This is a genomic window from Paenibacillus sp. MMO-177, from assembly GCF_037147795.1.
Taxonomy (GTDB): domain Bacteria; phylum Bacillota; class Bacilli; order Paenibacillales; family Paenibacillaceae; genus Pristimantibacillus.
Genome location: NZ_JBBCUR010000002.1, coordinates 350,709 through 376,741, shown reverse-complemented (window position 1 = coordinate 376,741; position 26,033 = coordinate 350,709). Strand labels below are relative to the sequence as shown.

General features: G+C 48.3%; 26 protein-coding genes and 1 pseudogene. 6 read left to right on the top strand and 21 right to left on the bottom strand.

Annotated features, from left to right (window positions below; genetic code table 11):
* The 6 genes and pseudogenes from WFK81_RS07340 to WFK81_RS07315 form a co-directional block, all read right to left on the bottom strand.
* Nucleotides 1–945 carry an ABC transporter substrate-binding protein gene (locus tag WFK81_RS07340; RefSeq protein WP_336785802.1) on the bottom strand — a complete coding sequence of 315 codons (945 nt, stop codon included), beginning with the start codon at nucleotides 943–945 and terminating at the stop codon, nucleotides 1–3.
* Nucleotides 946–972: 27 nt separating this feature from the next.
* Nucleotides 973–1,623 (bottom strand): ABC transporter permease, encoded by a 651-nt coding sequence (locus WFK81_RS07335; protein WP_336785801.1) that lies wholly within the window; start codon nucleotides 1,621–1,623, stop codon nucleotides 973–975.
* A 45-nt stretch (nucleotides 1,624–1,668) separates the two neighbouring features.
* Nucleotides 1,669–2,403, bottom strand: a pseudogene (locus tag WFK81_RS07330) (ABC transporter ATP-binding protein); the annotation flags it as partial.
* Nucleotides 2,404–2,701: 298 nt separating this feature from the next.
* Nucleotides 2,702–3,439: an IclR family transcriptional regulator gene (locus tag WFK81_RS07325; protein WP_336785800.1), complete on the bottom strand. Its 738-nt coding sequence runs from the start codon at nucleotides 3,437–3,439 to the stop codon at nucleotides 2,702–2,704.
* Nucleotides 3,440–3,554: 115 nt separating this feature from the next.
* Nucleotides 3,555–4,361 carry a DUF427 domain-containing protein gene (locus WFK81_RS07320; RefSeq protein ID WP_336785799.1) on the bottom strand — a complete coding sequence of 269 codons (807 nt, stop codon included), beginning with the start codon at nucleotides 4,359–4,361 and terminating at the stop codon, nucleotides 3,555–3,557.
* A gap of 239 nt (nucleotides 4,362–4,600) precedes the next feature.
* Nucleotides 4,601–5,428, bottom strand: coding sequence for a phytanoyl-CoA dioxygenase family protein (locus WFK81_RS07315; protein ID WP_336785798.1), 828 nt, complete (start codon nucleotides 5,426–5,428; stop codon nucleotides 4,601–4,603).
* A 127-nt stretch (nucleotides 5,429–5,555) separates the two neighbouring features.
* On the opposite strand from WFK81_RS07315, the gene WFK81_RS07310 reads away from it, so the two are divergent.
* Nucleotides 5,556–6,449 (top strand): AraC family transcriptional regulator, encoded by an 894-nt coding sequence (locus WFK81_RS07310; RefSeq protein ID WP_336785797.1) that lies wholly within the window; start codon nucleotides 5,556–5,558, stop codon nucleotides 6,447–6,449.
* A 63-nt stretch (nucleotides 6,450–6,512) separates the two neighbouring features.
* Here WFK81_RS07310 and WFK81_RS07305 read toward each other — a convergent pair whose 3' ends face one another.
* From WFK81_RS07305 to WFK81_RS07295, 3 genes are all read right to left on the bottom strand, one after another.
* Nucleotides 6,513–6,905, bottom strand: coding sequence for a fused MFS/spermidine synthase (locus WFK81_RS07305; RefSeq protein WP_336786435.1), 393 nt, complete (start codon nucleotides 6,903–6,905; stop codon nucleotides 6,513–6,515).
* A 9-nt stretch (nucleotides 6,906–6,914) separates the two neighbouring features.
* Nucleotides 6,915–7,262 carry a hypothetical protein gene (locus WFK81_RS07300; RefSeq protein WP_336785796.1) on the bottom strand — a complete coding sequence of 116 codons (348 nt, stop codon included), beginning with the start codon at nucleotides 7,260–7,262 and terminating at the stop codon, nucleotides 6,915–6,917.
* A 242-nt stretch (nucleotides 7,263–7,504) separates the two neighbouring features.
* The gene (locus tag WFK81_RS07295; protein WP_336785795.1) at nucleotides 7,505–7,825 is read right to left on the bottom strand and encodes a YbjQ family protein; all 321 of its coding nucleotides are present in this window, start codon (nucleotides 7,823–7,825) and stop codon (nucleotides 7,505–7,507) included.
* A gap of 190 nt (nucleotides 7,826–8,015) precedes the next feature.
* Between WFK81_RS07295 and WFK81_RS07290 the strand changes: the two genes are divergently transcribed.
* Nucleotides 8,016–9,263 carry an ATP-binding protein gene (locus WFK81_RS07290; RefSeq protein ID WP_336785794.1) on the top strand — a complete coding sequence of 416 codons (1,248 nt, stop codon included), beginning with the start codon at nucleotides 8,016–8,018 and terminating at the stop codon, nucleotides 9,261–9,263.
* 80 nt (nucleotides 9,264–9,343) lie between these two features.
* On the opposite strand, the gene WFK81_RS07285 is transcribed toward WFK81_RS07290, so the two are convergent.
* The 6 genes from WFK81_RS07285 to WFK81_RS07260 form a co-directional block, all read right to left on the bottom strand.
* Nucleotides 9,344–10,105 (bottom strand): SDR family NAD(P)-dependent oxidoreductase, encoded by a 762-nt coding sequence (locus WFK81_RS07285; RefSeq protein WP_336786434.1) that lies wholly within the window; start codon nucleotides 10,103–10,105, stop codon nucleotides 9,344–9,346.
* Between the two features lie 94 nt (nucleotides 10,106–10,199).
* Complete coding sequence (locus WFK81_RS07280) at nucleotides 10,200–10,886, bottom strand: DUF421 domain-containing protein (RefSeq protein WP_336785793.1); 687 nt, start codon at nucleotides 10,884–10,886, stop codon at nucleotides 10,200–10,202.
* A 171-nt stretch (nucleotides 10,887–11,057) separates the two neighbouring features.
* Nucleotides 11,058–11,252 carry a DUF2188 domain-containing protein gene (locus WFK81_RS07275; RefSeq protein WP_336785792.1) on the bottom strand — a complete coding sequence of 65 codons (195 nt, stop codon included), beginning with the start codon at nucleotides 11,250–11,252 and terminating at the stop codon, nucleotides 11,058–11,060.
* 89 nt (nucleotides 11,253–11,341) lie between these two features.
* Nucleotides 11,342–13,027: a dihydroxy-acid dehydratase gene (gene ilvD / locus WFK81_RS07270; protein WP_336785791.1), complete on the bottom strand. Its 1,686-nt coding sequence runs from the start codon at nucleotides 13,025–13,027 to the stop codon at nucleotides 11,342–11,344.
* An 18-nt stretch (nucleotides 13,028–13,045) separates the two neighbouring features.
* Entirely contained in the window at nucleotides 13,046–13,711 is a 666-nt protein-coding gene (locus WFK81_RS07265) for a GntR family transcriptional regulator (protein WP_336785790.1), read from the bottom strand.
* Nucleotides 13,712–13,870: 159 nt separating this feature from the next.
* Nucleotides 13,871–16,192, bottom strand: a complete 2,322-nt coding sequence (locus tag WFK81_RS07260) for an ATP-dependent DNA helicase (RefSeq protein WP_336785789.1) — start codon at nucleotides 16,190–16,192, stop codon at nucleotides 13,871–13,873.
* A gap of 158 nt (nucleotides 16,193–16,350) precedes the next feature.
* On the opposite strand from WFK81_RS07260, the gene WFK81_RS07255 reads away from it, so the two are divergent.
* Nucleotides 16,351–16,803, top strand: coding sequence for a Dps family protein (locus WFK81_RS07255; protein ID WP_336785788.1), 453 nt, complete (start codon nucleotides 16,351–16,353; stop codon nucleotides 16,801–16,803).
* Nucleotides 16,804–16,856: 53 nt separating this feature from the next.
* Here the strand turns inward: WFK81_RS07255 and WFK81_RS07250 are convergent, their stop codons facing one another.
* The 6 genes from WFK81_RS07250 to WFK81_RS07225 all read right to left on the bottom strand — a co-directional run bounded on the left by WFK81_RS07250 (nucleotide 16,857) and on the right by WFK81_RS07225 (nucleotide 22,879).
* Entirely contained in the window at nucleotides 16,857–17,123 is a 267-nt protein-coding gene (locus WFK81_RS07250; RefSeq protein WP_336785787.1) for a hypothetical protein, read from the bottom strand.
* A complete protein-coding gene (locus WFK81_RS07245; RefSeq protein WP_336785786.1) occupies nucleotides 17,077–17,274 on the bottom strand; it encodes a hypothetical protein in 198 nt (65 codons plus the stop codon). Before WFK81_RS07245 ends, WFK81_RS07250 begins: the two co-directional genes overlap by 47 nt.
* A 182-nt stretch (nucleotides 17,275–17,456) precedes the next feature.
* Entirely contained in the window at nucleotides 17,457–17,633 is a 177-nt protein-coding gene (locus tag WFK81_RS07240; protein WP_336785785.1) for a hypothetical protein, read from the bottom strand.
* 76 nt (nucleotides 17,634–17,709) lie between these two features.
* Nucleotides 17,710–20,319 carry a phosphoenolpyruvate synthase gene (gene ppsA / locus WFK81_RS07235; RefSeq protein ID WP_336785784.1) on the bottom strand — a complete coding sequence of 870 codons (2,610 nt, stop codon included), beginning with the start codon at nucleotides 20,317–20,319 and terminating at the stop codon, nucleotides 17,710–17,712.
* A 190-nt stretch (nucleotides 20,320–20,509) separates the two neighbouring features.
* Entirely contained in the window at nucleotides 20,510–21,202 is a 693-nt protein-coding gene (locus tag WFK81_RS07230) for a copper homeostasis protein CutC (RefSeq protein ID WP_336785783.1), read from the bottom strand.
* Nucleotides 21,203–21,223: 21 nt separating this feature from the next.
* Nucleotides 21,224–22,879, bottom strand: a complete 1,656-nt coding sequence (locus tag WFK81_RS07225; protein WP_336785782.1) for an ATP-binding protein — start codon at nucleotides 22,877–22,879, stop codon at nucleotides 21,224–21,226.
* 505 nt (nucleotides 22,880–23,384) lie between these two features.
* Here WFK81_RS07225 and WFK81_RS07220 point away from each other — a divergent pair.
* The 3 genes from WFK81_RS07220 to WFK81_RS07210 are packed head-to-tail and all read left to right on the top strand — an operon-like array spanning nucleotide 23,385 to nucleotide 25,950.
* Nucleotides 23,385–24,362, top strand: coding sequence for an ABC transporter ATP-binding protein (locus tag WFK81_RS07220; protein ID WP_336785781.1), 978 nt, complete (start codon nucleotides 23,385–23,387; stop codon nucleotides 24,360–24,362).
* Entirely contained in the window at nucleotides 24,359–25,162 is an 804-nt protein-coding gene (locus WFK81_RS07215; protein WP_336785780.1) for an ABC transporter permease, read from the top strand. Before WFK81_RS07220 ends, WFK81_RS07215 begins: the two co-directional genes overlap by 4 nt.
* A gap of 5 nt (nucleotides 25,163–25,167) precedes the next feature.
* Nucleotides 25,168–25,950 carry an ABC transporter permease gene (locus tag WFK81_RS07210; protein ID WP_336785779.1) on the top strand — a complete coding sequence of 261 codons (783 nt, stop codon included), beginning with the start codon at nucleotides 25,168–25,170 and terminating at the stop codon, nucleotides 25,948–25,950.
* The last annotated feature ends 83 nt before the right edge of the window (nucleotides 25,951–26,033 follow it).

Below are 26,033 nucleotides of genomic sequence, written 5' to 3'. Positions count from 1 at the left end.
TTATTTTTTGAGCAAACCTTCGCTCTGCAGCCATTCCTTCGCTACATCATTGGCTGGACGCTTCTTCAGCTCCACTTCACCGTTCAGCTTCTGCATCTTTGCATCATCGATCGTTCCAGCAAGCTTATTAATAATGTCCTTCAATTCGGGATGTTTCTCCAAAGTCGCCTCGCGAATGACCGGAATGGCATAATACGGCACGAAAACATGCTTATCGTCATCGAGTACGATGAAATCTGCTGTAGGAATCTTGCTGTCGGTCGTATATACGTCCGTGACGTCGATAATCCCTTGCTCAATCGCCTTGTAGCCAAGTGAATTGTTTTGAATCGTTTTGATCTCTTTGAATTTTAGATCGTATACCTTCTCTAAGAGAGGCCAAGTATCTTCGCGCTTCAAAAATTCCTGGCTCGTGCCGAAGACGATTTCACCCGCGTGCGCCGCCAGTTCCGAAGTGGTTTTGATGTTCAGCTTATTCGCGATCTCTTTGCGAAGCACAAGTGCATACGTATCGTTAAAGCCAATTTGGTCAAGCACATCAATGTGGTTCTTCTCTTTAAGTTGCTGCTTGACGACGTCGTAGGCTTTCTGCGGATCATATTCGGGCTTGGCCTTCAGAATATTCAGCAGCGCCGTGCCGGTATATTCAACATAGGTATCGACGTCCCCCGCATCGATCGCTTTCCACAGCAGGTTATTGTCTAGAGTCGTCACGTTCGTTTTCAGCTTCGTATTATCCTCGATCAGCAACTTAATCGCATTGGCCAGGATATCGGATTCCGCGAAGCCTTTGGTTGCGATGGTAATCGTATCCTTTGCCGAAGACGAAGCGGACTCCGACTTCCCGCAACCCGCTGTTCCAAAGACTACAAGGAGTGCCAGCCCTCCAGTGAATGCAATATTGCGCCAAGATCTTCCTTTTCCGTTCTCATTCATGTTCACCATTTCATATCTCCTCTCGATTTTTCCTGCTTATTGTTTGGTATAGTGACGCAAGCCCTTCGGCGTTAAAACCCGATTTAACCCCAGCAGCAAGACATTAACAACGATGACGAGCAGCGATACCGGTATTGCGCCTTCCATGATGGTAGTCGTATTAATCATGGAAATACCCCGTGTAATGATATCGCCGAGTCCGCCGGCAGCGATGTAGGTGGCGATGGTCGCCAAACTAATCGTCTGCACGGCCACAAGCCTGACGCCCGCCATGATGACGCTGCGCGCTATGGGCAGCTGAACCATCCATAAAATTTGCCAGCGCGTCATCCCCATCCCCGTTCCCGCCTCGATGAGAGCAGGATTAACTCCGCCAATGCCGACGTAGGTATTTTGCAAAATGGGCAGAAGCGAATATAACGTCAACGCGATAATCGCCGGTTTCGTTCCGATGCCAACAAACGGGATCATGAAACCGAACAGTGCCAGACTCGGGATTGTCTGAATAACCGAGACAACAGTAATAACGGCGTTTGCCACTCTTCGATACGCGGTCAATGTAATGCCGGCCGGAATGGCGATAAGGCACGCAATTAGTACCGATAGGAACGATAGCCGAAAATGTTCGCCGGTTTTCTGCACGATAAGCGGCCAATCGGCTTGCAAGGTGTTCCATACTTGATCCATAAGCGGATTGCTCCTTTCAAATACTTAAATACTGTATTCGCCATACCGTTCGGTACCCAGAAATTCGCGAACGAATTGCCCCGCTGGCTGATCTAGCAATTGGGCCGGCGTCCCCATTTGGATAATGCGTCCTTCCCGGAGGAGCACGACCAAGTCAGCAATCTTCAGAGCCTCGTCGATATCGTGTGTCACGAATACGATTGTTTTCTGAACCCGTTCGTTCAGCTTGATCAGCTCCTTCTGCAGCTGCACGCGGCTGATTGGATCCAGTGCACTGAAAGGCTCATCCATAAGAATAATGGAGGGATCGGCGGCGAGGGCGCGAGCAACTCCTACACGCTGCTGCTGCCCGCCGCTTAGTTCGTGCGGATATCGGCCCCGGAAACGCATAGGATCAAGTCCGATCAGCTCAAGCAGTTCGTCCGAACGAACATTGTATCGCTGCTTCTTTTCCCCTTTTAACCGTGGCACGATAGATATATTCTCCGCGATTGTCATATGCGGGAACAGTCCGATTTGTTGAATGACATAGCCGATTTTGCGCCGCAGGGAGACGGGGTCCAGCTTGGAGATATCTTCCCCTTCCACGAATACGCTGCCCGACTCTGGCTCGATCAACCGGTTGATCATCTTAAGAAGCGTCGTCTTTCCGCAGCCTGACGGGCCAATGATCGTAACAATTTTGCCGGCCGGTATAATTAGATCGAACTCGTCTAGCACATTGCCCGAGCCGTAGTTTTTCGTCACTTTCCTGAATTCCACCGCCTTACCGTTGTTCATGGCGTTCTCCCTTCTTGGATTGCATATTAAACTTATCTTTTTAGTCAGATTTAAAATTGAAAAATGAGTCCCTTTCCCTCCTTTTTGAAGTGCCCGATTAGGATTGCAAGAAATAATTCTTCCGCTCCCAGTAAACAAAAAAGGCCTCATCTTCCCTACCGGGAAAATGAGACCTCCTATCGCCAGGTGAGCCTCTTAATTATTACAATGTGATAAGCACATCTTATAATTCAATATTATTATGGAATTATGGTCCTGTCAATGAAATATTTTCTAGTAAACTTATCGGGATTAAAAGCTATCCACTCCCTAGCCTGCGCGACAACCGATCGGATGCATCGAGCAAATAGCCTGACATTTCCTTATCGTATTCGGCATTACTGCGAAAGTTTGGACCCGCTATGGATAAACTCGCGACAATAAGCCCATGCGCATCGAAAATCGGTGCTGCTATAGCGAAGATGTCGGGATCGACTTCACCGTGCGTGATACAGAAACCATTGGTTCTGATGATTTCAAGATCCGCAGCAAGCTTTGACTGTTCCGCCTTGGAACCAAGTGTGTCAAATACACGTCCAATCGTTCTTTCGTTCTCATAGGCAAGTATACTTTTTCCCGACGCGCCTGAAGCGAGCGGCAATACGCGGCCATTTTCCACAGCGAATTGCAGCAGGCCTTGACTCCTCACGTTTTGAATACATACGCAGTTCAGTCCTGTCCGCACAAACAGTACGGACGTTTCCTGGGTTTGTGCAGTCAATTCCTCCATAATTGGCAGAGCGAGCGGCAATAACTCACGATGCATCTGCTGGCTGAGACTCCGTGCCAAGTCTAAGATCCTTAAGCCAAGGCCAACTTGGCTCTTCCCGCGCCGTTCTACGATGCCGTTCTGTTCAAGCGTCTGTAAAAAACGATACGTTGTGCTCTCTGGTATGGATACTTTCTCGGCAATCTCGCTTACCGTCAGCGTATCGTTTGCCTCCGATAATGCAAACAAAATATCAAGCGCTCTATTCAATGTCTGCGTTCCGTTCATGATGAACCCCCTTGTTCCAGTACGATAGTAGGTACATGCCCTCAAAATAAAAAAAAGACTTCCTGCAATCAGGTCAGTCCCGTAAACCTTCTTTCAACTGTTCTATTCACTTGCTTTAAGCAAGCACCGGTTTAATTTCGTTCGCGTTAAAAAAATCGAGGGCCGAGAGATGCCACGTTATATCGCCTTCCCGTTCGCCGTCAATATACGTCTCAACGCGTTCATTATAGAAGGACAGGAGCCCTTTGATTTTCGGGATTTCGGGAATCGGGTTCTCATAACTCCATACGATATTCTCATGCGTTTTATTGCCGATACTCGCAGTCCAATAAGAAGCTTCCCCTTTGTAAGGGCAGCGTGTCCGATGTTCCGTTCCCGTAAGCAAATCCTGCCGAACATCTTCCACTGGCAAATAATAACGCACCGGAAGGCCGGTCTCAAATACGATGACAGGACGCTGGCTCTCCGCGACGGTAATACCGTCGATAACGATGCGAATATGACGGGAGCTTTGCAGGGCATCCACGCGTTTGTATGGATCGCGAGGGTGCACGAAGATTTCTTCTTCTTCCTCAAACCAGGCGTCGACCTTGTTCCAATAGAAAGATACATAACCTTTAATCGCTTCGGATGGAGAAATGGCTTCTTGATACCCCCACACCGCATTTTCGGAGACGCGGCCGTTGGCCTCGATAGTCCAGTACGACGCATCGCCTTTAAATGGACAATAGGTCGTATGATCGGTTGCGACGAGCAAGTCAGTTCTAACGTCCTCGATCGGGAAATAATAGACTGGCAAATGACCGCGTTCATGCAGCGTCAGAACCCGTTTGCTGTCGGCAATCGTTTCTCCGGCAAACTTTACGCGGACCCGTCTCGGATTTGCGTCGATTTTGATAACCTTCTTCGTGTTTGTGCTCATGCTTTAAGCCTCCTTTGTTAATATCATATATAAGTAAGTTATTATCACAATGAGATAATAACATGGAATATTCAGGAGTACAATCATATTCCTACTATTTTTATCGAAATTATTATTTGAATAAAAACAGCCGATCGAATTGACCGGCTGCAACGAGCATTCTAGCTATTATCTTCCCTAGGTAAACTCCCGTTCATTAGCTCATCGATGCATCCTCTAGCATCGTTACTTGCAGTGCTTTATTTACTGTAAAGCAAAGGAAAGTATTCATTGTCGAAAGGCTGGCCGTCGTACGGACGAGGACCAATTAGACGAACGTTGTCATGTCTACCCCTGCCTGATTTATAAACCGTATCCCCGGGCATCAAATGCGCGACAATGGAAAGCCGCGGTTGCTCTGACAGATTTGGACCGGAGCCGTGGAACGTTAATCCATGGTGGAAGCTTGCCTGGCCGGCTTTCAAAATGCACGGCTCATCCTTCCATTCCCCCAGTTTGGAAAATTTCTGTTTAAGACCATCCAAATCCTGGTCAAAAAAAGCAGCACTGCCTTCTACGACTCCCCACTTGTGAGAACCCAATATCGTTCTCATTCCCCCATTGCTTAGATCGGTATCTTGCAAGGCAATCCAGACCGTTACCATATTAGTTGTACTGCTGCATCTCCAAAAGCCATAGTCCTGATGCCATCCTACATTGCCCAGCATCGTTTCTTGGCCCGAGGCACTAGGTTTGTAGATGATCTGATCATGCCATAGTCTAATAGAGGTTTCACCGATTAAATCAGCGGACATACGTCCTAAATCCGGATGAGTTACAAGGTTTTTAACCTCGTCATTAATCCACCAGCCGTTATCGTGTTTTCGCAGCGCCGTATTATTCTCCGGAATACGAATATCATGCATGGGGTAACCATCACCGTCGAAATCGGATGCCCATATCCGTTCATGTGCCAGTCGAAGCTTTTCAATCGTCTCGTCGTCAATAAGCTTAGGGCTGATCCAATACCCGTCACGTTCGAAATCCTGTTTGTCTTGCGCAGTCACTTCATAAGGAATAAAACCCATCATTCCACCTCTTCGCCTATAATGTTGATTCCCATTTAAGATATCAACTTTTTTAGGCTTTGACGTCCCGGAAACTATCGAATAGGATTTTATACATGGATATGATTTGATACAAGGAGACTTGCCCATGACAACCGGGAAAGACCGTTCGGGACGCTGGGAATATGAAGAGGCCAAAGCCAATCCCAATGTCGTACAGGTTCCAGAGCTTCTTATGCTTGGCTATGATCATTTCACCGAAGCGCTTAGATTGTCTCATCATGAGCATGACGGAGCCTTTGAATTTGTGTTAATAGAAAGCGGTAAAGTAACTTGGGAGGTTAACGGTCAACATTATGAAACAAGGGCTGGAGAGATGTTCCATACCCGACCGAATGAGCCTCACCGTGCGCGTATGGACTACATGGAGCCCTGCTCGATCTGGTGGATGATTGTAAAAATGCCTTCAGCGGATTCCTCTTGGCTTGGTCTAAGCGAAAACGAAGCCGATGCTGTTATAGGGAAACTGCATAGTCTGCCTAGGGTTTTGCGGGCCAATGCTCAATTGAAAATAAGCTTCCGAAGGCTTCAGCATGCTCTTCAAACGGAGGCGCAGCCTTGGCTTAAGCTGAAAGTCCGTCATTTTGTGCTAGACCTGATACTAAACATGACCGAGCCTCCTCCTGATTTGCATGTTCCAGAAGATCTGCAAGCCGGTTTGCGTTCTATTGTAGAAAACATAAGGCGAAACCCTGAGAAGCATTGGAGCAACAGGGACATTGCTGCCTCAATTGGGGTAAGCGAGTCCCATTTTTACCGCTTGTTCCGGCAATGTTTCGGTCAGTCGCCTTCTTCATTCGTGGAACGTTTGCGTGTAGAATATGCCGCACAGCTGTTAATGCATACCGATACTCCCATTACCAGCCTTGCTTTAAGTCTTGACTTCAAGACAAGCCAGCATTTCAGCACCGTGTTTAAAAAAGTTACCGGCATTACTCCCAGCGAGTGGCGGGCCGCACATCTTATGCCAAGAAATGAATAAACAATCTTCTGTTGTCTAATAAAATCAAGGGCACCCGATTGGGTGCCCTCTATAATTTTATGGTCAACCGTTATCCATGATGACATGGCCCGGGGCAGGATCAAACGAAACAAAGCCGGCCATATCCCGGACCCGGTAATCGATTCGTCCATTCCTACCTGCAAGAAGCACGTTCCGTGCCTCGGAAGCCCGGTCCGCTGGCAGCATGGAGGCCGATACGTGAGAGAAAGACTCTCGCAGCGTCGCATGAAGGGCACCGATCAGCCGGTCGCTTGGTCCTTTGCCTGTCACGTTCAGCACAATCGTCCCTCCGGCTTCGAGCTTGTCCGCCGCTGCCGCAAAGAAACGGTCCGTGGTCAAATGCCGGGGTACGCCGCTGTCCGTGAAGGCGTCCACAATGATGCCATCGTATGTTTCCGCTTCCTCGTCCTCCAAAATTTTGCGGCCGTCGCCAATTGCGACGGATTAAACGGCGGATTCAAAATATCGTTCGCTAGCTAGGACGATCCGCTTATCGAGCTCTGCCGTCTTGAACCGCGCGCCAGGGAAATGCCGGGCGATTGTTCCAATCCCGTGTCCAATCTGGAAAACGCGTTCCAGCCTCGAATGGTTGTGCTCCAGAAGATGAATGATCGCGCGAGGGTATTCGAACACGATCCGCTGCGGATCGTCTAGATCGAGCGCTCCCTGCACGAGCGTATCCGAAAATTGCAGTACCCGAAAGTTCCCCTTCTTGCCGAAGAGTTCGTTGACGTCGCCCACGACAAATCCGTCGCGACCTTCTTCGGAAGCTGCTTCATAAAGCACGCGCATGACGCGGGTCCCCTTTCGTTATAACTTTCGATAAAAACGATCTCCCGTGTCCGGATTATAATAAACCCTGGTTTTTTCATTTGTGACAGGATCGATATTGATTTCATCCGTCTCATGATACCCATTGGGAACCCTTGTGCCATGGTTGCGATTAAATCGTTTGTCATAGATAAAGTAACCTAGCAAAATGCATATTAGAACAATTATACCTTCTATTACATAGTAACCAACTACCCATTTCATTAGATCTTCTCCACAACGACAGCCGTTCCGTAAGCCACGATTTCACTCATGTTCTTGCCAATCTCTCCAGAATCGTATCTCATCATGACTATGGCGTTCGCGCCCATTTGAGCGGCATTTTTAATCATGCGGTCCATGGCTTCTTTCCTGGAATCTTCAAGCATTGCCGTGTATTGTTTGATTTCCCCGCCAACAAGGGATTTCAAACCAGCCATGATGTCACCGCCAATTCCTCTGCTTCTAACAATAAGACCAAATACAGGTCCTTTTACTTCAACCACTTTATAGCCTTGAATGTTTTCAGTTGTTACCGTAATCACAGGGAATTACCTCTTTTCGAATTTATATTAGTATGTTATGTCTTAAACGAAAGATTCTATACAGAAGACGTAAAGTCCTTTCTCTCCTCCGCATGTTCCTATCGTTCATATAAAATTAACTCTCCAGGTTTGAAGGAAATGAAGGTTCTTTCTCGAAAATAAAGGCAAGCTCTCACGAAAGGAACATCACATGATCCCTCATTCCGACTTCATCCTCAATGCATTCATCATTTTCCTGCCTTTGATTTTTTACCGGCCTTTCCATAAAAGCAAGAATCCGCTCTTCGTTTACGTTTCATTTTTGATTCCCCTGATCATTACAATGACCTTTCCGGTCAAACTCTTCGATTCGGTGCTCGACCTCAGAGCAATTCCTCTCGTGATCGGTTCTCTCTACGGCGGCATTTATACTACGTTGCTCTTATTTGGCAGCATGCTAGCGTACAGGCAGATCTTGGGAGGTATCGATCTATTTCATTACCTCCTCTCGCTGGTGCCAACGATCGTTCTCTTGTTGTTTCTCTTCAAAATCTATGAGAAAGCCAGCGCCAGGAAAAGAATGCTGCTTGTTTGCGGAATGTGTTTCTTTTTGCGCGTCACGGTCGTCAATTTATACGCTATGTTCGAAGGCGAAGATACCTTTTTTATATCTTCATTCGTTCCGAGTCTTCCTGTCATCATTATGCAGTGCATCATGGCGGTAATGCTGGTGTTCATGATAGAAATGATCCGCTCGCAAAATCGGATGCAAGAGGAAATCATTCAAGCGGAAAAAATGAAGATCGTCAGCGAAATCGCGGCGTCCGTTGCGCATGAAGTCCGCAACCCGTTAACGTCCGTGCGCGGCTTCATCCAGCTGTTGTCCGATCCGGCATTAGACGAACGGAAGCGTCGAGAATTTTCCGCCATTACGCTCGAAGAGCTGGACCGGGCGGAATCGATCATTTCCGATTACTTATCGCTCGCCAAGCCTCAGGTCGAGAGGCTAGAACCTATCGTTCTGGAGGAGGCTCTCGCGAAAGCATCTCAAATCCTGAGTTCCTACGCGAATATGCAAAACGTCGAGATCATCACGGACATTATGCTCCCGGCAACGGTATACGGCAGCAAGTCAAAGTTCATGCAGGCCATCATTAATATCGGCAAGAACGGCATCGAGGCAATGCCCGAAGGCGGGTTACTCACCTTGACTTACACGGTCAACGAGCCTAACCAAACCGTCATTATCTCGATTGCCGATACCGGCATTGGCATGAGCCAGGAACAGATTAACCGGCTAGGAGCGCCCTATTATACAACCAAAGATAAGGGTACCGGCCTCGGGACCATGGTTATCTTCAGCGTCTTTCGGGGCATGAACGGCAAGATCGAGGTCACCAGCAAAAAAGGCGCGGGCACGACGTATTTCATCACGCTGCCGTTGACTCAGCAAGCATAATATATATTACTTAAACAAACCGGCCGTACAATATGTACGGCCGGTTTGTTTAAGTCTCATCTTTATTTGGGAATCCGAATTTATATCGTTGGCATCACATTGCCGCCGCTGACCGGGATATAAGCCCCCGTGATGAAGCTGGCCAAATCCGAAGCAAGGAACGCGACCGCATTAGCAATCTCCTGGTCAGTACCGCGTCTCTTAAGCGGAACGTTCTTGATATAATTGTCACTCTCATCCATGCCATTCGCGCGCTCGCGCTCACTGATCGTCCAGCCCGGAGCGACTTGATTGACCGTAATTTGATGTTCGCCGACTTCCTTCGCGAGCACCCGGTATACGCCATCCATGCCCCTTTTGCCTGCTACATAAGCCGATTGCGTCGGGAAGTTCTGCATAGAACACTCCGTGTTAATGCCGATGAATCGTCCGGACTTTTTCTCGATCATGGAAGGAATGAAGGCTTTTGCCAGATATACGCTTTGCATGACGCAGGACTCAAATTGGCTCGCATAGTCCTCGGCCGGCTGCTCCAGTACGGAAGTCCACTTGTACTGCACGACCGCATTCGCTACAACGATATCCGCGTGACCCAAGCTCGATTCGACGGATTTCTGCAGCGCTGCGACGGAATCTTGCTTCGTCACATCTGCTTTAATAGAGATAGCTCGTCTTCCGAGCGCTTCGATTGCGCCCATTAATTCGACAGCTTTGGCTTCATTGCTATGATAATGCAATGCTACATCTGCTCCGCACTCCGCGAGCGTACGTGCGATGACGCGGCCCAGTTCGCCCGTCGCTCCCGTTACCAAGGCTACTTTTCCGGATAGATCAATCCTCATGTCTTCGCTCCCCTTGTCCGTTAACTTGTCCATACGATAATACTATTCTTTGTTATCGTACAAATGCCTTCTTCGTTTTAATAAAAGCCACCCCTTATCCACTACTCTTCTTGAGTTGAATATGCAGACCCTCCTCCTCCGACCATTCGGCGTAATAGACGGCCTGAATGCGATCAATGCCTTGTTTCTCCAGCTGAGATAGCAGCCATTCCTCGTTGCGGCCAATATCTATAAGTTCGCCGCGCTGCATTTGACCTTGCTCGATAAGAATTCGCGAAAGACCGGCCACCGGCTCCTTCATTTGCAACTCTGCCCGAGTCGGAGGCTCTTGGTCCGGCTTTTTCATCACGCTAAGGCTGCCGTTTGGTTCAAATACCGCAAACGCGACTTCCTTAACGGTGAATACCCCCTGTTCCCTCAGCAGCATTCCGACCTGATGCATATCCAACCGATTCCGTTTCATCGCCTTGACATCGATCACGCCGTTGCGGATTACGATATCCGGTCTGCCATTTAGCGGGACCGAGAGCCATGGCATAAGCTGTATCGCCTTTTCAAGAGTAAGCGATAGCGCCATCCATAAAGCGAGGGCGTATAGGAGCATCGAGTAGTGCGCATCGCGGTCATAGACCGTATTTCCTACAAGCTCGCTTAACATAAGCGATGAGACGAAGTCGAACGGTGTTAATTGGGAAATTTCCTTCTTGCCGAGCAGCTTGGTCATGAGCCAGAGACCAAAGAAACCAGTGATCAGCTTAACCGTTATCATTTCGTAATCCATAGAAAATCACACTCGCATTCTACTCCATGTGAATTTTATGATATATACCCAGCTCCTACGATTATGAAGCGCGGTTCCCCAAAATAAAAAAAAGCCGCGATTTACGCGGCATCAGATATTCAATTAAGGAACACATTAATTAATGTGATTAACGAATGAAGCTTTATTTCCTCAATGGCCTTTCTTCCGGATCTGCTTATCGTGATGTTCTCCCCATTCTTTGGCTTTGGCGGTTGCGATGGAAATCGCGCGGCCTTCTGAATAGCCTTCCTTCAGCAGCTCGTTGGCTATATCAATTGCTTTGTTGCGGACTGGCGCCATGAAGTTTTTAAGAGAATCCGGATAGTTGTCTTTATTCCAGGGCATGTCTATTCCTCCTTTAGCGTCGCTATCTTCTCTTAGACCACTAAAGCGGATATGAAACACGCTCTCAAGCTTAAGCCGATATTGAAGCATTAAAGATCAGTAACCGCGCCTTTAGAAGCGGAGGAAACCAATCTGGCATACTTGACCAATACACCTGAACTTACTTTGAGCGGAGGCTGCACCCATGCTTGTGTCCGAGCGGCCAATTCCTCTTCTGTCACTTGGAACATGATCTGTTGGGTTTCACTGTCAATCGTGACGATATCCCCATTCCTTAGCAGCGCGATTGGTCCGCCTACCTGCGCTTCCGGCGACACATGGCCAACTACAAATCCGTGCGAACCGCCAGAGAACCGTCCGTCCGTTAGCAGAGCAACCTCCCCGCCAAGACCTTTGCCTACAATTAGCGCGGTAACGGATAACATCTCCGGCATGCCCGGTCCACCCTTAGGTCCGCAATAACGAATTACCAATACGTCCCCTTTGTGAATTTCATTCCTCAAGATGGCTTCAGTTGCTTCTTCCTCGCTGTCATACACCTTTGCTGGTCCAACAAACCGCAGATTTTTCATGCCTGACATTTTGGCAACGGCCCCTTCCGGAGCAAGGTTTCCTTTAAGTACGACAAGTGGTCCGTTTGGCTTCAGCGGATTGTCCAATGGACGAATAACGTCCTGGTCCTGTTGCAGCGGAGCTATTTCGGCAAGATTTTCAGCCAGCGTCTTTCCGGTAACGGTTAGGCAATCCCCATGAAGAAGACCTTCGGCAAGCAATAACTTCATAACGCCCGGAACTCCGCCAATATCGTTTAAATCCTGCATGGCGTATCGGCCGCTAGGTTTCAGATCGGCCAAATGAGGTACGCGTAGGCGAATCTGCTCAAAATCATCCAATGTTAGATCAACGCCTACCGAATGCGCAATAGCGAGTAAATGCAGAAATGCATTGGTTGAACCTCCCAAGGCCATAACAACCGTGATCGCATTCTCGAACGCTTTCCTTGTCATAATGTCCTTAGGGTAAATCTCCTGTTCCAACAATGAAATAACCTGTTTACCGGCTGCAGCGCATTCCGCAGCTTTGTCAGGCGAAATAGCTGGCGTGGATGAAGAACCCGGAAGACACATGCCCATTGCTTCCGCCGCCGCAGCCATTGTATTGGCGGTATACATACCGCCGCATGAACCCGGTCCCGGACACACGCTGCATTCCACCTTATGGAGCTGCTCATCCGTCATTCTTCCGTCATGATATTGACCTACCGCTTCAAAAGCCGTAACAATATCGACTTTCTTCCCATCCAGATTACCGGGTTGAATGGTACCTCCATACACGTAAACGGCTGGAAGATTCATACGTCCGATGGCCATCAGACAAGCCGGTGTGTTTTTATCGCAGCCGCCAATTGCCACTATACCGTCAAACCGCTCGGCTCCGGTTACAATTTCAATCGAATCCGCAATAACTTCCCGGCTTGGCAGCGAGAACAGCATGCCTCCATGTCCCATGGATATGCCGTCTGATACCGTAATCGTATTAAAAATCAGCGGAGCGCCGCCATGATTGCGAACTCCTTGCTTAGCCTCAGCTGCCAAGTCGTTGATATGCATATTGCACGGGGTGACTTCACTCCAGGTACTGGCTACGCCAATCATCGGTTTCTTGAAATCCTCATCGGTAAAACCTACGGCGCGCAGCATCGCCCTGTTGGGTACCCGATTAACTCCTTCACTAATTACCTTGCTGCGAATTCGAAGATCTTTTCCATTTGCCATGTTCCTCGCTCCTATCTCCTAAAGTAACTGATGCAATTCCTGCATGGGACGAATGAAATTTTGCTTCATCAGGGTATGGGCAAGCTCACCGTCATTTTTCTCAAAGGCCGAAATAATTTGCTCATGTTCTTCGACTGAAGTATGCGTCGCGGTATTCGGCTGCTTGAGAAACACATACTTAAATCGACGGATATGAATCTGAAGGGATGCGCTGAAGGAAGCGATATAAGGATTGTCCGAAAGCTCCACGATCAGATTGTGGAACTGTTCATCCGCCTCCATGGCCTGATAAGCTTGACCGCTCTTAATGGAATTTGCGAAATCCAGATTAATCGCCCGCAGCTGCTCGATTTGATCGGGAACAATGTTTTTTGCTGTAACTTCGGCTGCTAATGCCTGAAGAACGGCCATTGTGGAATACATCTTGAAAATATCTTCCTTCTCGATCTCCGTTACTTTTGTTTCTTTGCCCGGATGCGTGGACACAAGCCCTTGTACTTCGAGCAATTGAAAAGCCTCTCGAATTGGCGTGCGGCTTACGCCAAGCGACTCAGCCAGTTCGGCGTCGATCAGTTTTTCCCCGGGCTGCAAGGTACCGTCGATAATCCATCGTTGAATTTGGGAGAAAGCTCTTTCTTTTGCGGACATCCGCACAGGCGAGACGAAATTTTTAGGTACGGGCATGGTTTTAATCATCCTTACTCTTTATTATCGATTATTAATCTTATATGCAATATATCGCATACATATATTTATTGCAAGAGTTTTATAGGGAACTGTTTCCATCAAAAAAAGGACGTCCCCCACTTGTACTTGAGGTTCGTCCTTTTAATACAGCACAATTCAGTCCACCTTAATTGCGTTCGTACTCCATTCCGGCGGCAGAAGCCTGGCATATTGGGGATGCGTATATCGGTCGTCGATCAACAATAGTGTTCCGCGATCGCTTTCCGAACGGATAAGCCGGCCGCCAGCCTGCAGCACCTTGTTCATGCCGGGAAAGACGTAAGCATATTCAAAGCCGTTTTTCCCTTGGCGATCAAAGTAGTCTTTGATAATGTTCCTCTCCAGCCCGACCTGAGGCAATCCTACTCCAACGATGGCCACGCCGGTAAGCCGATCCCCCACCAAATCGATCCCTTCCGAGAAAATGCCCCCCATAACGGCGAAGCCGACCAGCTTGCCGTCATTATCCGGTGCAAAAGCAGCCAAAAAGGAATCCCGCTCCTCCTCGGACATATTTGGTCTTTGGACCATCGCTGTAAAAGCTGCAGCCTCTTCCGATGATCGTGGAAGTTCCGCAAACCTTTCATACACGCCATTCAGATAGGCATAGGACGGGAAAAATACCAGAATATTGCCTTGATGCCGCTCAGCCATCGTAAACAGCAATCCGGCAACCCTGCCCATTGTCCTTTCGCGGTCCTGATAACGGGTTGACAGCCGTTCGATCCGGACATCAAGCTGTTCGGACGAGAATGGCGAGGGAATGGCGACGGCGTAATCCGTTTCTGCGTCTCCGCCAAGCATGTCCATAAAGTAATGAAGAGGAGACAACGTAGCGGAAAACAGAATCTGCGCCTTGTAGCCTTTTGCATATTGTCGAAGCAGATTCGATGGATCGAGGCAGAACAGCTTAATGCGTACGTCATTCCTTTCCTTCTCCGCATAGGTAACGAATCGCTCGTCATACAGCTTGGCTATGCGCAAGAACTGCTGGCAACCGAAATAGACATCCAGCAATAACGGATCTTGGTCCCCTTGTGCCAATTGCTCTTCTGCCGCTTGGACAAGCGATTCCAGTTGTTCAAGCAATTGCTCCGGCAGGTAACGCTCCATGTTTTTGCCGGTTGCTTCATTGCCGCCTTCCTCGATCGATTTGCGCAAAGCGATAAAATATTGGTTTACCGCTTTCGCCGATTGGTACACATGCGGACGAATAGTTTTGCTTGCTCGCTGCAAAGCAAGAAAATCGGCTTTTCGAAGCTCAGCGGAATACATTTCGCGTGCCCGGTCGACAAGGTTATGCGCTTCGTCCACCAGCAAGGCCGTCTTCCGCTTCTGCTCCTCGAACAGCCTCTTCAGGTTTACGCGGGGATCAAAGATATAGTTGTAATCGCAAATGACCGCATCCGCCGCATAAGCGGCATCCAGCGAAAATTCGAACGGGCAGACCCGGTGTTTATAAGCGTACCGTTCAATAACTTCGCGCGTCATACCTGTTTCGTTTCCTAACATGTCAAGAATAGCGCCATTTACGCGATCGTAATACCCTTTTGCAAATTCGCAGTACTCGGGATCACACCGAACTTCATCTTTCAAGCAAACCTTTTCCTTTGCGGTCAGCGTAACGGCATGCAAATGCAGCCCGCCTTCGCTCAGCATCTTAAGCGCCTCTTCCGCAGCCGTGCGCGTAGTCGTACGGGCTGTCAAATAAAAGAGCCGCTGCAGCCGTTCTTCCCCGATTGCTTTCACTGCCGGAAACAGTGTCGACATGGTCTTGCCTGTTCCGGTTGGCGCCTTCGCAAATAATTTACGCCCATCCGCAATCGTCTGGTACACGGAAGCCGCCAGTTTTCGCTGGCCAGCACGATACGAAGGAAACGGGAAAGCCAGTTTCTTGATGCTTGCATCACGGTTTGTAGCATGATGATGTTTCATTGAGGCAAACGGATAATACCGGCTAACCGTATCGAGAATAAACCGTTCGAGTTCCGTAAAGGTCATCGGACGCACGAAACGGCGGCATTCATCGCTCTCTATATGCAGGTAAGTGAGCTGAACGTTGATCGTATCAAGCTCCCGCTCCTTTGCCACCATATAGGCATAACAATATGCTTGCGCCCAATGAACGGCGTACGTCTCTTCCATATGTGCGGGCAGCCTGCCGGAGGTGGATTTGATCTCGTCGATCGTTAGCCTACTTTCCGTCTGAAGTAGACCGTCGCAACGTCCGTCAACGACAAACAGCAGATCTTGGAAAGCCATTTCTGTCGATACATATACCTCTTTGGCATCCAGCTCGCCATATTGCCGCTGAATTTGCTGATGCGCCTTCGTTCCTTCCGTAAGCGCAACGGCAGATCGGAAAGCCGTATCGATATCCCCGCTCCTATAAGCGTATTCAACGAGCGCACGCACGGATAATTGCACAGTATTTGTCATAACGTTCTCCTCGCTCTTCACCGTTCACGATACCTTATTGAATCGACTATACCAAACGGATGTTCGGGAGTAAATAGAGCGTATCTGTTTCAACGATTGTTTTCCTGTTTATTTATTAACCAGAGTTCTTTATTAATCTCGAGAGGAATGAATCGAATATGACTACAAAAACAACCAAAACCGTCCAACAACACTTGAACCGCCAGATCGCCAACTGGAGTGTTCTCTATACGAAGCTTCACAACTATCACTGGTATGTCAAAGGTTCGCAGTTCTTTACGCTGCACATTAAGTTCCAGGAGCTCTATGAAGAAGCGGCGCTGCATGTCGACGAGATCGCGGAACGCCTGCTTGCGGTAAAAGGCCAGCCGATCGCCACAATGACCGAACATCTGAAAGAGTCCACCCTTAAGGAAGCAAGCGGCAAGGAGACAGCCGAACAGATGGTAGACCAGTTGATTAAAGATTTCTCGTTAGTGATAGATGAGCTTAAGGAAGGAATGGAGGATGCAGAGGAAGCCGGCGACGAAACAACGGCGGACATGCTGCTTGCCATCCATACCAAGCTCGAAAAGCATGTTTGGATGCTTAGCGCGTTTAACGGTAAATAAGAAGTTTGCCCAAATAACAAGAGCCCGCTTCAATACAAGCGGGCTCTTTAGATTTAACGAAATTGCAGCCATCCGGGAATAACCCTTACGTAATCCATCGAATCTTCCCATTCGATGAAGCGTTCCTCGCGCAAATTCTCAAGAGCCTTTCGGATTTGGCCAACTTCCCTTTGAGCGAAACGCGCTAATTCCGGAATAAAAATATGCGTGTTCTGATGGCCGTTTCGATTATAAAGAATCCTGAGCAGCTTCCGTTCCGTATCGTTTAACAGGTTAAGCCCCTTCTTTCTTTCGCGCGATCTCCACATCAACGATTCCATCGAGAGTGAAAATACGAATGGCTTGCGCCTGGAAACAATACGCCTTCAGCCGTCCAGCTTTAACCGATATAACGCGAACATCGCGTATGCTTACCTCGCGCTTCCGATCAATATAGATCAGCTGAACCACTTTGCCGATAAACCTTTCCATCCGCCTTCACCCCACCAGGAACATTTGTTCTTATTAATATATACCAAACATACGTTCCTGATGCAAGATCTCAAGTAAAATGGAATAATTTACGCGCCTATTCCGTTCGGGTGCAGCAACAAAGCTGCCTGCAACAAAAAACAGCAGCCAACTGGCTGCTATTCCTCGTATTTTCTCGTTGCCTATAATTCTTTATCGCTCAAGAACTCATTTTGTACTTCTTCGCCTTTCGGATTGCTATTTTTAATTTGGCTTAGACGTCCATTGCGGTATTCGCCGCCATGAACGCTATTTTGCCGCTGATCATTATTATCGGTATGATCATGCTGGTTATGGTTGTAATTTTTGTTATTTGACATTTCAGGGCTCATCCTTTCTGCAAAAGCTAAACCTAGAATGTGTATTTCCGATCAGATTTATGCGGTTCGCTGGTCATCACAATATTTCGATATACCCTTCCGTTCCATGCACGCGTATTCGTTGCCCGTCCTTAATCAAAGAAGTGGCATTCTCAACGGCTACTACCGCGGGTAAACCGTATTCGCGCGCGATAACCGCTCCATGCGTCATAAGTCCGCCCACTTCAGTGACCAGACCTTTGATGGATACAAATAAAGGGGTCCAGCTAGGGTCCGTGAAAGAAGTAACCAATATATCCCCGTCCTCGAGCTCCGCTTCCTCCATGTTCAGGATGACGCGTGCCCGGCCCTCTATAACGCCGGAGGAGACAGCTAAACCTGCAATAGCGCCTGCCGGCAGATTTTCGCGTTTGTATTCACCCGCAATGATTTCGCCGTCAGAGGTAATCACGCGCGGCGGAGTTAGCTTTTCGTACAGCTTATAATCGTCTTTCCGTTTGCTGATGAGCTGATCATCCAGTTGATTTGTGCGTATAACCTCTATAAGCTCTTCAAAAGCGAGATAGTAGACATCTTCTTTTTGTTGGATGACATTCTTTTGCGCGAGTTGTGCCGCTTCCTTCAGAATGGCCTGCTTATATACAAAATAACGGCTGACCATTCCGTATTTCGGATATTCCCGGTAACCGGCATAATTCCGGATCAGATCAATCCTCAGCTTGGTTTCGTTCGCTTTAAACTCGCCATCCGGCAATTGCCTCAATCGTTCTAATATCTCATGTTCCTTCCTTAAAGCTTCCTGCCTTCCTTGCTCAAATTTACGGCTGCTGGCATTTGGCTCGAAGTTTTTAATGTTCGTCAGAATGATGGGAATAAGCGCTGCCGGATTCTCGCTCCAACGGGTTCTCGTTAGATCGATTTCTCCGGGACACCGCATGCCGTATTTGGCGAGATAATTGTCAATGGCCGCTTGAGCTTCCCGTCCTCCCTCAACCTTAACCAATCCTTCCAAATCATCTTTAGCCGTCTGTAAGTATTCGATGACTTGCGGATAAGGACGAATAACATCCGCGACATCCATAAGCGCCAGACCCATTTCCGAAGTAATATTGTTCGGAACCGATTGGGAAAGCGTATCCGCTGCATTCTTTTCGCCTAACCATTTATATAGGTTCTCATTAATCCAGGTCAAAGCGTTCATGGAAGCCATAATCACCTGAATGCTCTGCGGGTTAAATAACACCTTCTTCAACTGCTGAATGTCTTCCTTAATAAAATCAAATAGCTCCGCGCCGGATTTCGTTTGGATCGTTTGTTTTAATTCTTCGATCGACGCTTCACTGTTTTTAATCAGCTCAGCTACGATGCCGGGATCAAGCTTTGGTTCTCCTTGAGCATTTGCAGGCGGAGCAGCTTTTTGGCTTTGGCCGGGATGGGGTTCACAAGCATCCATGGATATGGGCCGGATATAATCTCCTCGTTTGATTACGGTTGTTAAGGCGTCCTTGATCAGCGGTTCGGATTGTCCGATTGTATTTAAAAGCCTTTCTCTGCTATCCGCTGAAGCAAGCATTCGGGTAACGTCAACAAACAACCTTCCGCCCGCCCTCCGCATTGGCGCAGGAGTCGTTAACAGGTAGAAAGACAGCCCCAGCGGTTTGATCGGATCGGTCATCATTTGTTGATGGCCAACAGAGACGTAAACATGGTTTTCTTGATCATTCGCTTCGGGAATCGGGTACAAGGTTGTGATTGGCCGGCTCTGAACGATATAGAATGTATCCTGCGCCAGACACCATTCGATATCTTGCGGACAGCCGAAATAAGCTTCAATCTGTCTTCCGATCCGAGCTAATTGCAAAATTTGCTCCTCCGCGAGGACTTGTTTTTTCTGTTCATCAGGCGCAACTTCCTGCGTTACGGTTCCGCCATTTTCCTGCGCATGGATCGCGATTTTTTTGGCTGATATTCTCTTGTCGACAACGATACCATCTTGCACTTTATAACAATCGGCAGATACCAAACCGGAGACCAGAGCTTCACCGAGTCCAAACCCGGCATCAATGGACAACAGCTTGCGGCTCGACGTAACGGGATCGGCGGTAAATAAGATCCCCGATGCGTATGGGAAAACCATTTTCTGCACGATAACAGATAAATAAACCTGACTGTGGTCGAAACCATTTTGCATCCGGTAGATAACCGCGCGGTCCGTAAATAAAGACGCCCAGCATTTGCCGATATGCGTTAAGACCGCTTCTCTTCCGACAATATTGAGATAGGTGTCCTGTTGACCGGCAAAAGAGGCATGAGGCAGATCTTCCGCTGTTGCGCTGGATCGTACGGCAAAGGCAGCCTCCTCGCCATACTGCGAAAGGAAATGAGTAACGGCTGTCACAACATCCGCGGGAATTTCGGTCCGCCTAATGGTCTGGCGTATCTCGCTACTGATCTCGGCGATTAGTTCTCGATCCCCAGGCGTAAGTACCGCTAGCCGGTTCACCAGAGCATGAAACGATTGGTTTGGTTCCATCGCTTTTCGAAATCCTTCGGTGGTCACGCAAAATCCATCGGGTACGCGTATGCCATTCATTTTTGATAATTCGCCAAGATTTAATCCTTTTCCGCCAACGAGGGAAAGCTGCTTATTATCCATTTCCTTAAAACCAAGAACCAATGAATTCATTCCGCATCTCTCCTGATCATAAATTTGAGAAAACAGTTGACAGGGTTTCAATCGACATGCTACAATTAAATTGTAAGATAAGATAATTATGTCCATTTACTTGTAACCAGTCGTAAACCGATTATATCATCGTGTTTATTTATAAGCAATATAAAGAACCTGAGCCATTTGCCCAGGTTCTTTTTTTATCTCACTTCATTTGGTGTACCTTGTCAGCGAGCGTTCGAAGCGCTGAGGGATCAATCGGCGACAGGTTGGATTTGCCATAACGAACGGCTGATCCGAAATGTACTTCTTTTACGCCGGTGTCCGCAATAAAATCCGTTATGCCTTCCGTCATAAGTCCGCTTCCAGCCAGAATCGTCAATCTCTTATCTCCTGCCGCAGCAACCAGCCCTGCCATCTCCCGCACCGATTCAATCGCCGGTCTACGCCCGGCGGACGTTAATACGCGCGTAATTTGCGGGTACTTCAACAAGGTCTGGAGACCTTCCTGTTGATCCTCAAGCTCGTCAAAAGCGCGGTGAAAGGTCACTTGCAAACCGCCAGTCAGCGGCAGGAGCCGCTCCAGCGCCTGCTCGTCGATTTTCCCCTCCGGCGTTAAAGCGCCAAGCACGATGCCTGAGGCCCCGGCTTTTACAATCGCTTGGATGTCTAAAGCCATTGTATCGATATCATGCTTTGCGTATGCGAATGAACGGCTATGCGGACGCACCATAACAAATACCGGTATCCGCACGGCTTGTACCGCTTGTTCGATCAGACCGATTCCAGGGGTTAATCCGCCTTCGGTAATGGCTGTTATTAGTTCGAGACGGTCCGCTCCATTCGCCTCCGCCGTCAAGGCATCGTCCATGCAGGTGGCAATGACTTCCATTATCATAATAAACCTCTCTTCTGATTCTTAATCGCTACTAAGCCCCTCATTACTTGCGCCGTCATGAACCGGCAGCCTGATTTCAATCCGCGTGCCTTCGTCAACCTTGCTGTGATAAACAATACGGCCATGGTATTGCTTAATGATTTTATGACTGATCATGAGCCCAAGTCCCGTCCCCTTCTCTTTCAAGCTGTAAAAGGGCTGTCCCAAACGGTGAAGATGCTCTTCCGGAATCCCGCAGCCTTGGTCTTGAATGATAATGAGACATTCCCCGAGAGCGTTCATTTGAAGGCTGATGCGAATTTCTCCTCCTGCAGACATGGATTCTACGGCATTTTTAATAATGTTGAGAAACACTTGCTTTAATTGATGCTTGGCGCATGTAACCGGAAAATAATCTCCTTCGTACTCGCGTTTGAATTCGATATTGTTCATCAATGACTGCGGCGTCAAAAAATCCAGCGTTTGCTCGATGACGTCTTTTACGTTTGCGATGGTATACATGGCGGCCTGCGGCTTAGCCATCGACAGGAGCTCGCTTGTAATGATTTCGATGCGTTCCAGTTCATCTTGAAGCAGATCGCCGTACTTCATTGTAGGATTTTCTAACTTATATAATTGGAGAAAACCTTTGATAGTAGTCAGCGGATTGCGAATTTCATGGGCTACGCCTGCAGCCAATTCTCCGACAATCGAGAGCTTTTCGGATTGCAAAAGAAACTCCTCCGCTTTTTTGCGCTCGGAAATATCCCTGCTGATAATGACAATATGCTCGATCTGGCCTCTCGCCCCCTCGACCGGCTTACAGAGGGAATCAAACGGTATCAATCGGCCGTCCAGATGCCGGAACCGAATTTCCATGGAGAGCGATTTTTTCTGCTCCATTATCGTCCGTACGGTCTGGTTGAATACCTTCGCATCATCGGGACTTATGATCCGGTCCAGCTCCGCGCGGTTCAGAGACAGACTTGAATATCCGAGGACGAACGCATGCGAAGGCGAAAAATATCTGATCGAGTGATCGGGATCCATCACCACAATGAGATCGGACGTATTTTCGGCAATCAGCCGGTACTGATATTCGCTTTCGTGCAAGGACATTTCCATTTCGTTGCGTTCGTCAATGGTGCGGCGCAGACGTTCATGAGATTCAATCAACAATGAGCCTGCAAAGACTCCTAACAGGACAAAACAGACATATTGCAAATGAAAGAGAGGTTCGTTCATCAAAATACGGAAGGTAAATACCACGCAAGCATATAGCACAACATAGGCACCAGAAAAAATAATGCTCCTCTTGAAAGGCGGCAGCTGCCTGCGGGAGAAGTAAACGTGAAGAATGGAAAAGACCAGCATAATGAAAGCCCAGCCTTCGATGGCGGGCAACCAATTGCTGCCTGAGAGCAATCGGACGGACAACGCGAATAACCCGGTGATTAAGCCTGGAATGGGGCCAAGATAGGCAAACATCAAAATGACGGGAGAATACCGGATATCGTATACATAACCTTCCTGCTTCACGGCTAATAGTACGAGGATGACCGAAACAACGCCCGCATAGAGGCCAACCCAAAGCGGATGCTTCAGCGGCTTGAGATTTATAAAGGAACGGAGCACGAACGGTATACTGACCATCAGAGAAAAAATCGACAGATTCACGATATAATCATAAATTAACAATTAAGAATCACCTGCGCCCCGTAGACTTGCTATTGCCTTCCTTCTTGCCAAAAAAACCTACTGCGTAAATGAATACTATGCGAACGTTCGAAATCCTTGTTAACTTCTCTAAAAGTTTTATATGGATTGGCAACAATGGATTTTCCTACCCCTGGAAGCCCTATATAGACGATAAATTCAGGAAATAATTTCATGGAAAGTCAAAAGGGCACATTCCTAAAGAGGAAGCGCCCTTTTTGATGAGTATGAGGGTGTAATAAAAAAAGCCTGCATTTGCGCGGGGCAATATGCAAGTCTTATGTACGGTCAATGTATTTAAATTAAGAAACAAAACAACAACTTTCGTCCCTAAAAAAATAAAAATTAATATTTTCCAATTCGTAGATATCCTCGAGCTCTATAATAGTATTATAACCCGGCTTTTATTATAAGTCTATACTTTATTAGAAAATATCGGTATATTTTTTTTCTGGACTAAAAACGATTCATAAGGAGGCATCATTCCATGATTGCGCTGCAAGGTATTAATAAGTCATTTAAGGTTGCTCGGCGGACGGCCGGGGTCCGGCAAGCGGTAAAAGCCCTCTTCACCCGGGAGCATACGATTGTCGAGGCGCTCCACAATATCTCGTTTGACATCTCCCCCGGCGAGATCGTTGGCTATATCGGTCCAAACGGAGCGGGAAAATCGACTACCATTAAAGTCATGAGCGGCATTCTTGTACCTGACAACGGAAGTTGCAAGATTCTAGGCTACACGCCTTGGCAAGACCGCGCAGCTTATGTCCGGAATATCGGCGTTGTCTTCGGCCAGCGAACTCAACTGTGGTGGGACGTTCCCGTTATCGATTCCTTCGGGCTCCTGCGAGATATTTATAAAATTCCCGCCGATGCATACAGAACGAACCTTGACATGCTGACCGAATCGCTATCGCTAACGGACATTCTTCAGACGCCTGTCAGGCAGCTTAGTCTAGGCCAGCGAATGCGATGCGAAATCGCCGCTTCCCTTCTTCACGATCCTAAGATACTATTCCTCGACGAACCAACGATTGGCCTCGATGCCGCCAGCAAAATCGCCGTCCGCCAGTTTATCAAACGAATCAATAAGGAACGTGGCGTTACTGTTATCTTAACCACGCATGACATGAACGATATCGAAGCGTTAGCCGACCGGATCCTTATGATCGGTAAAGGCACCCTCCTCTATGACGGCACGCTTAACGATCTACGCGGCCGATTCGGATCGAATCGGATTGTTACGGTCGATTACCGCGAGCATAACGAGCCGGTACATATCGACGGGGTTCGTTGTCTATCGTGGTCGCCGGAGCGTGCCGTTTACAGCATGGATATCGACGCCACGCCGGTCGCCAGCGTTATTGCCAGACTATCCGAGCAAGTTGAAGTCGTAGACCTCGAGGTTGGCACAACGCCTGTAGAGGAGCTTGTGCTCGAGCTCTATAAGGAGCACCGGATATGAATACTTACTTATCGGTCTGGAAGCTGCGTTTTGTAAGCGGCCTTCAGTATCGGACTGCCGCAATCGCAGGCATGGCTACCCAATTGTTCTTTGGCTTTATCTTTATCATGGTGTATGTCGCTTTCTATCAACACAGCTCGGCTCAGCCCCCTATGTCGCTGGAGCAGTTAGCTACTTATATATGGCTGCAGCAAATTTTCCTAGCCTTTGTCATGCTCTGGTTCAGAGAGAACGAGATCTTTAACCTTATCACAAGCGGCAATATCGCTTATGAATTGTGCAGGCCATGCGGGATCTACTCCTTCTGGTATGCCAAGCTGCTTGCCCAGCGTTTATCGAGCGCTATTTTGCGTTGCGTCCCTATTTTACTCGTCGCAATCCTGCTGCCTAAACCCTATAATTTATCCGTGCCGCCCTCGGGAACAACCTTTGCCCTGTTTGCGGTGACGCTGCTGTTAGGACTCGCCGTCAATATCGCCATCTCCATGTTTATCTACATTTCCGTCTTTTGGACGATGTCCCCAGTTGGCTCCACCCTTGTTATCGCAGTGCTGGGAGAGTTCCTGGCTGGGATGATTATTCCGGTTCCCCTGATGCCGAAGTGGATGCAGACTGTTACTTATGCGCTGCCCTTCCGCTGGACTGCCGATTTTCCGTTTCGCGTCTATTCCGGGCAAATCCCGCAATCCGATGCGGTTTGGGGCATTCTCGTTCAATTCATATGGCTGGCTGTATTAGTCCTGTTTGGCCGATGGTGCTTGAAGCATGCGCTTCGCCAAGTCGTTGTTCAAGGAGGTTAACCCGCATGTATCTTTATCTGAAATATATATCCATCTTGTTCAAATCGCAGGCGCAATATCGCCTCTCCTTCTGGCTGTTGACTTTGGGGCAGGCGCTTACTCCGCTAACCGTGCTCGCCGGGTTATACTTTATGTTCGCGCAGTTTGGACAGGTAAAAGGCTGGACCTTCTACGAAGCGGCCTTATGTTATGCGATTATCGGGCTTAGCTATGCCCTTAGCGAGACGTTCGCCCGCGGTTTCGATATGTTCTCAAGCCTGGTCGGCAGCGGTGACTTCGACCGTCTGCTTGTCCGGCCCAGAAGCACCATCCTGCAGGTGCTTGGATCCAAATTCGAATTCGCCAGGGTGGGCCGCATGCTGCAGAGCTTGATCGTCTTGGTCTGGTCGCTGAGCAAGCTGCCGGTTGAGCTGACTCTGCCGAAGCTTTTTACGCTAATGCTGATGATTGTTTGCGGGGTGCTGATCTTCACGGGGCTGTTCGTCGCCACCGCCTCGCTCAGCTTCTGGACGATTCAAGGTCTCGAGGTAGCCAACGTCTTTACCGACGGTGGCCGAGAAATGGCCAAATACCCCTTGTCGATCTACGAGAAATGGGTAACGAATTTTTTCACCTTTGTCATCCCGCTTGGGTGCGTCAATTATTTGCCGCTGCTCTACGTGCTTGGCCGAACGGACGGGCATCATCTCCTATATATGCTGTCTCCGCTCGCCGGCGTGTTTTTTATCCTCCCCTGCCTGCTTCTATGGCAAATTGGCGTTCGGCATTACCGCTCGACGGGGTCGTAAAGCACCGGAAGGAACAACTCTGCTAAAAAGTGCAGGTAGTAGACAAAAAAGAACAGACCGTACAGGAACTCGCGATCCATCCT

Bases quoted from the DNA above. Each gene is read 5' to 3' on its own strand.
- WFK81_RS07260 (WP_336785789.1), bottom strand. From the start codon at position 16,192: ATGACAAATACTGTGCAATTATCCGTGCGTGCGCTCGTTGAATACGCT.
- WFK81_RS07325 (WP_336785800.1), bottom strand. From the start codon at position 3,439: ATGAACGGAACGCAGACATTGAATAGAGCGCTTGATATTTTGTTTGCA.
- WFK81_RS07315 (WP_336785798.1), bottom strand. From the start codon at position 5,428: ATGGGTTTTATTCCTTATGAAGTGACTGCGCAAGACAAACAGGATTTC.
- ppsA (WP_336785784.1), bottom strand. From the start codon at position 20,319: ATGAATTCATTGGTTCTTGGTTTTAAGGAAATGGATAATAAGCAGCTT.
- WFK81_RS07310 (WP_336785797.1), top strand. From the start codon at position 5,556: ATGACAACCGGGAAAGACCGTTCGGGACGCTGGGAATATGAAGAGGCC.
- WFK81_RS07240 (WP_336785785.1), bottom strand. From the start codon at position 17,633: ATGTCAAATAACAAAAATTACAACCATAACCAGCATGATCATACCGAT.
- WFK81_RS07250 (WP_336785787.1), bottom strand. From the start codon at position 17,123: ATGGAATCGTTGATGTGGAGATCGCGCGAAAGAAAGAAGGGGCTTAAC.
- WFK81_RS07230 (WP_336785783.1), bottom strand. From the start codon at position 21,202: ATGATAATGGAAGTCATTGCCACCTGCATGGACGATGCCTTGACGGCG.
- WFK81_RS07290 (WP_336785794.1), top strand. From the start codon at position 8,016: ATGATCCCTCATTCCGACTTCATCCTCAATGCATTCATCATTTTCCTG.
- WFK81_RS07320 (WP_336785799.1), bottom strand. From the start codon at position 4,361: ATGAGCACAAACACGAAGAAGGTTATCAAAATCGACGCAAATCCGAGA.
- WFK81_RS07220 (WP_336785781.1), top strand. From the start codon at position 23,385: ATGATTGCGCTGCAAGGTATTAATAAGTCATTTAAGGTTGCTCGGCGG.
- WFK81_RS07265 (WP_336785790.1), bottom strand. From the start codon at position 13,711: ATGCCCGTACCTAAAAATTTCGTCTCGCCTGTGCGGATGTCCGCAAAA.
- WFK81_RS07255 (WP_336785788.1), top strand. From the start codon at position 16,351: ATGACTACAAAAACAACCAAAACCGTCCAACAACACTTGAACCGCCAG.
- WFK81_RS07285 (WP_336786434.1), bottom strand. From the start codon at position 10,105: ATGAGGATTGATCTATCCGGAAAAGTAGCCTTGGTAACGGGAGCGACG.
- WFK81_RS07215 (WP_336785780.1), top strand. From the start codon at position 24,359: ATGAATACTTACTTATCGGTCTGGAAGCTGCGTTTTGTAAGCGGCCTT.
- WFK81_RS07280 (WP_336785793.1), bottom strand. From the start codon at position 10,886: ATGGATTACGAAATGATAACGGTTAAGCTGATCACTGGTTTCTTTGGT.
- WFK81_RS07245 (WP_336785786.1), bottom strand. From the start codon at position 17,274: ATGGAAAGGTTTATCGGCAAAGTGGTTCAGCTGATCTATATTGATCGG.
- WFK81_RS07340 (WP_336785802.1), bottom strand. From the start codon at position 945: ATGGTGAACATGAATGAGAACGGAAAAGGAAGATCTTGGCGCAATATT.
- WFK81_RS07300 (WP_336785796.1), bottom strand. From the start codon at position 7,262: ATGCGCGTGCTTTATGAAGCAGCTTCCGAAGAAGGTCGCGACGGATTT.
- WFK81_RS07335 (WP_336785801.1), bottom strand. From the start codon at position 1,623: ATGGATCAAGTATGGAACACCTTGCAAGCCGATTGGCCGCTTATCGTG.
- WFK81_RS07210 (WP_336785779.1), top strand. From the start codon at position 25,168: ATGTATCTTTATCTGAAATATATATCCATCTTGTTCAAATCGCAGGCG.
- ilvD (WP_336785791.1), bottom strand. From the start codon at position 13,027: ATGGCAAATGGAAAAGATCTTCGAATTCGCAGCAAGGTAATTAGTGAA.
- WFK81_RS07275 (WP_336785792.1), bottom strand. From the start codon at position 11,252: ATGCCCTGGAATAAAGACAACTATCCGGATTCTCTTAAAAACTTCATG.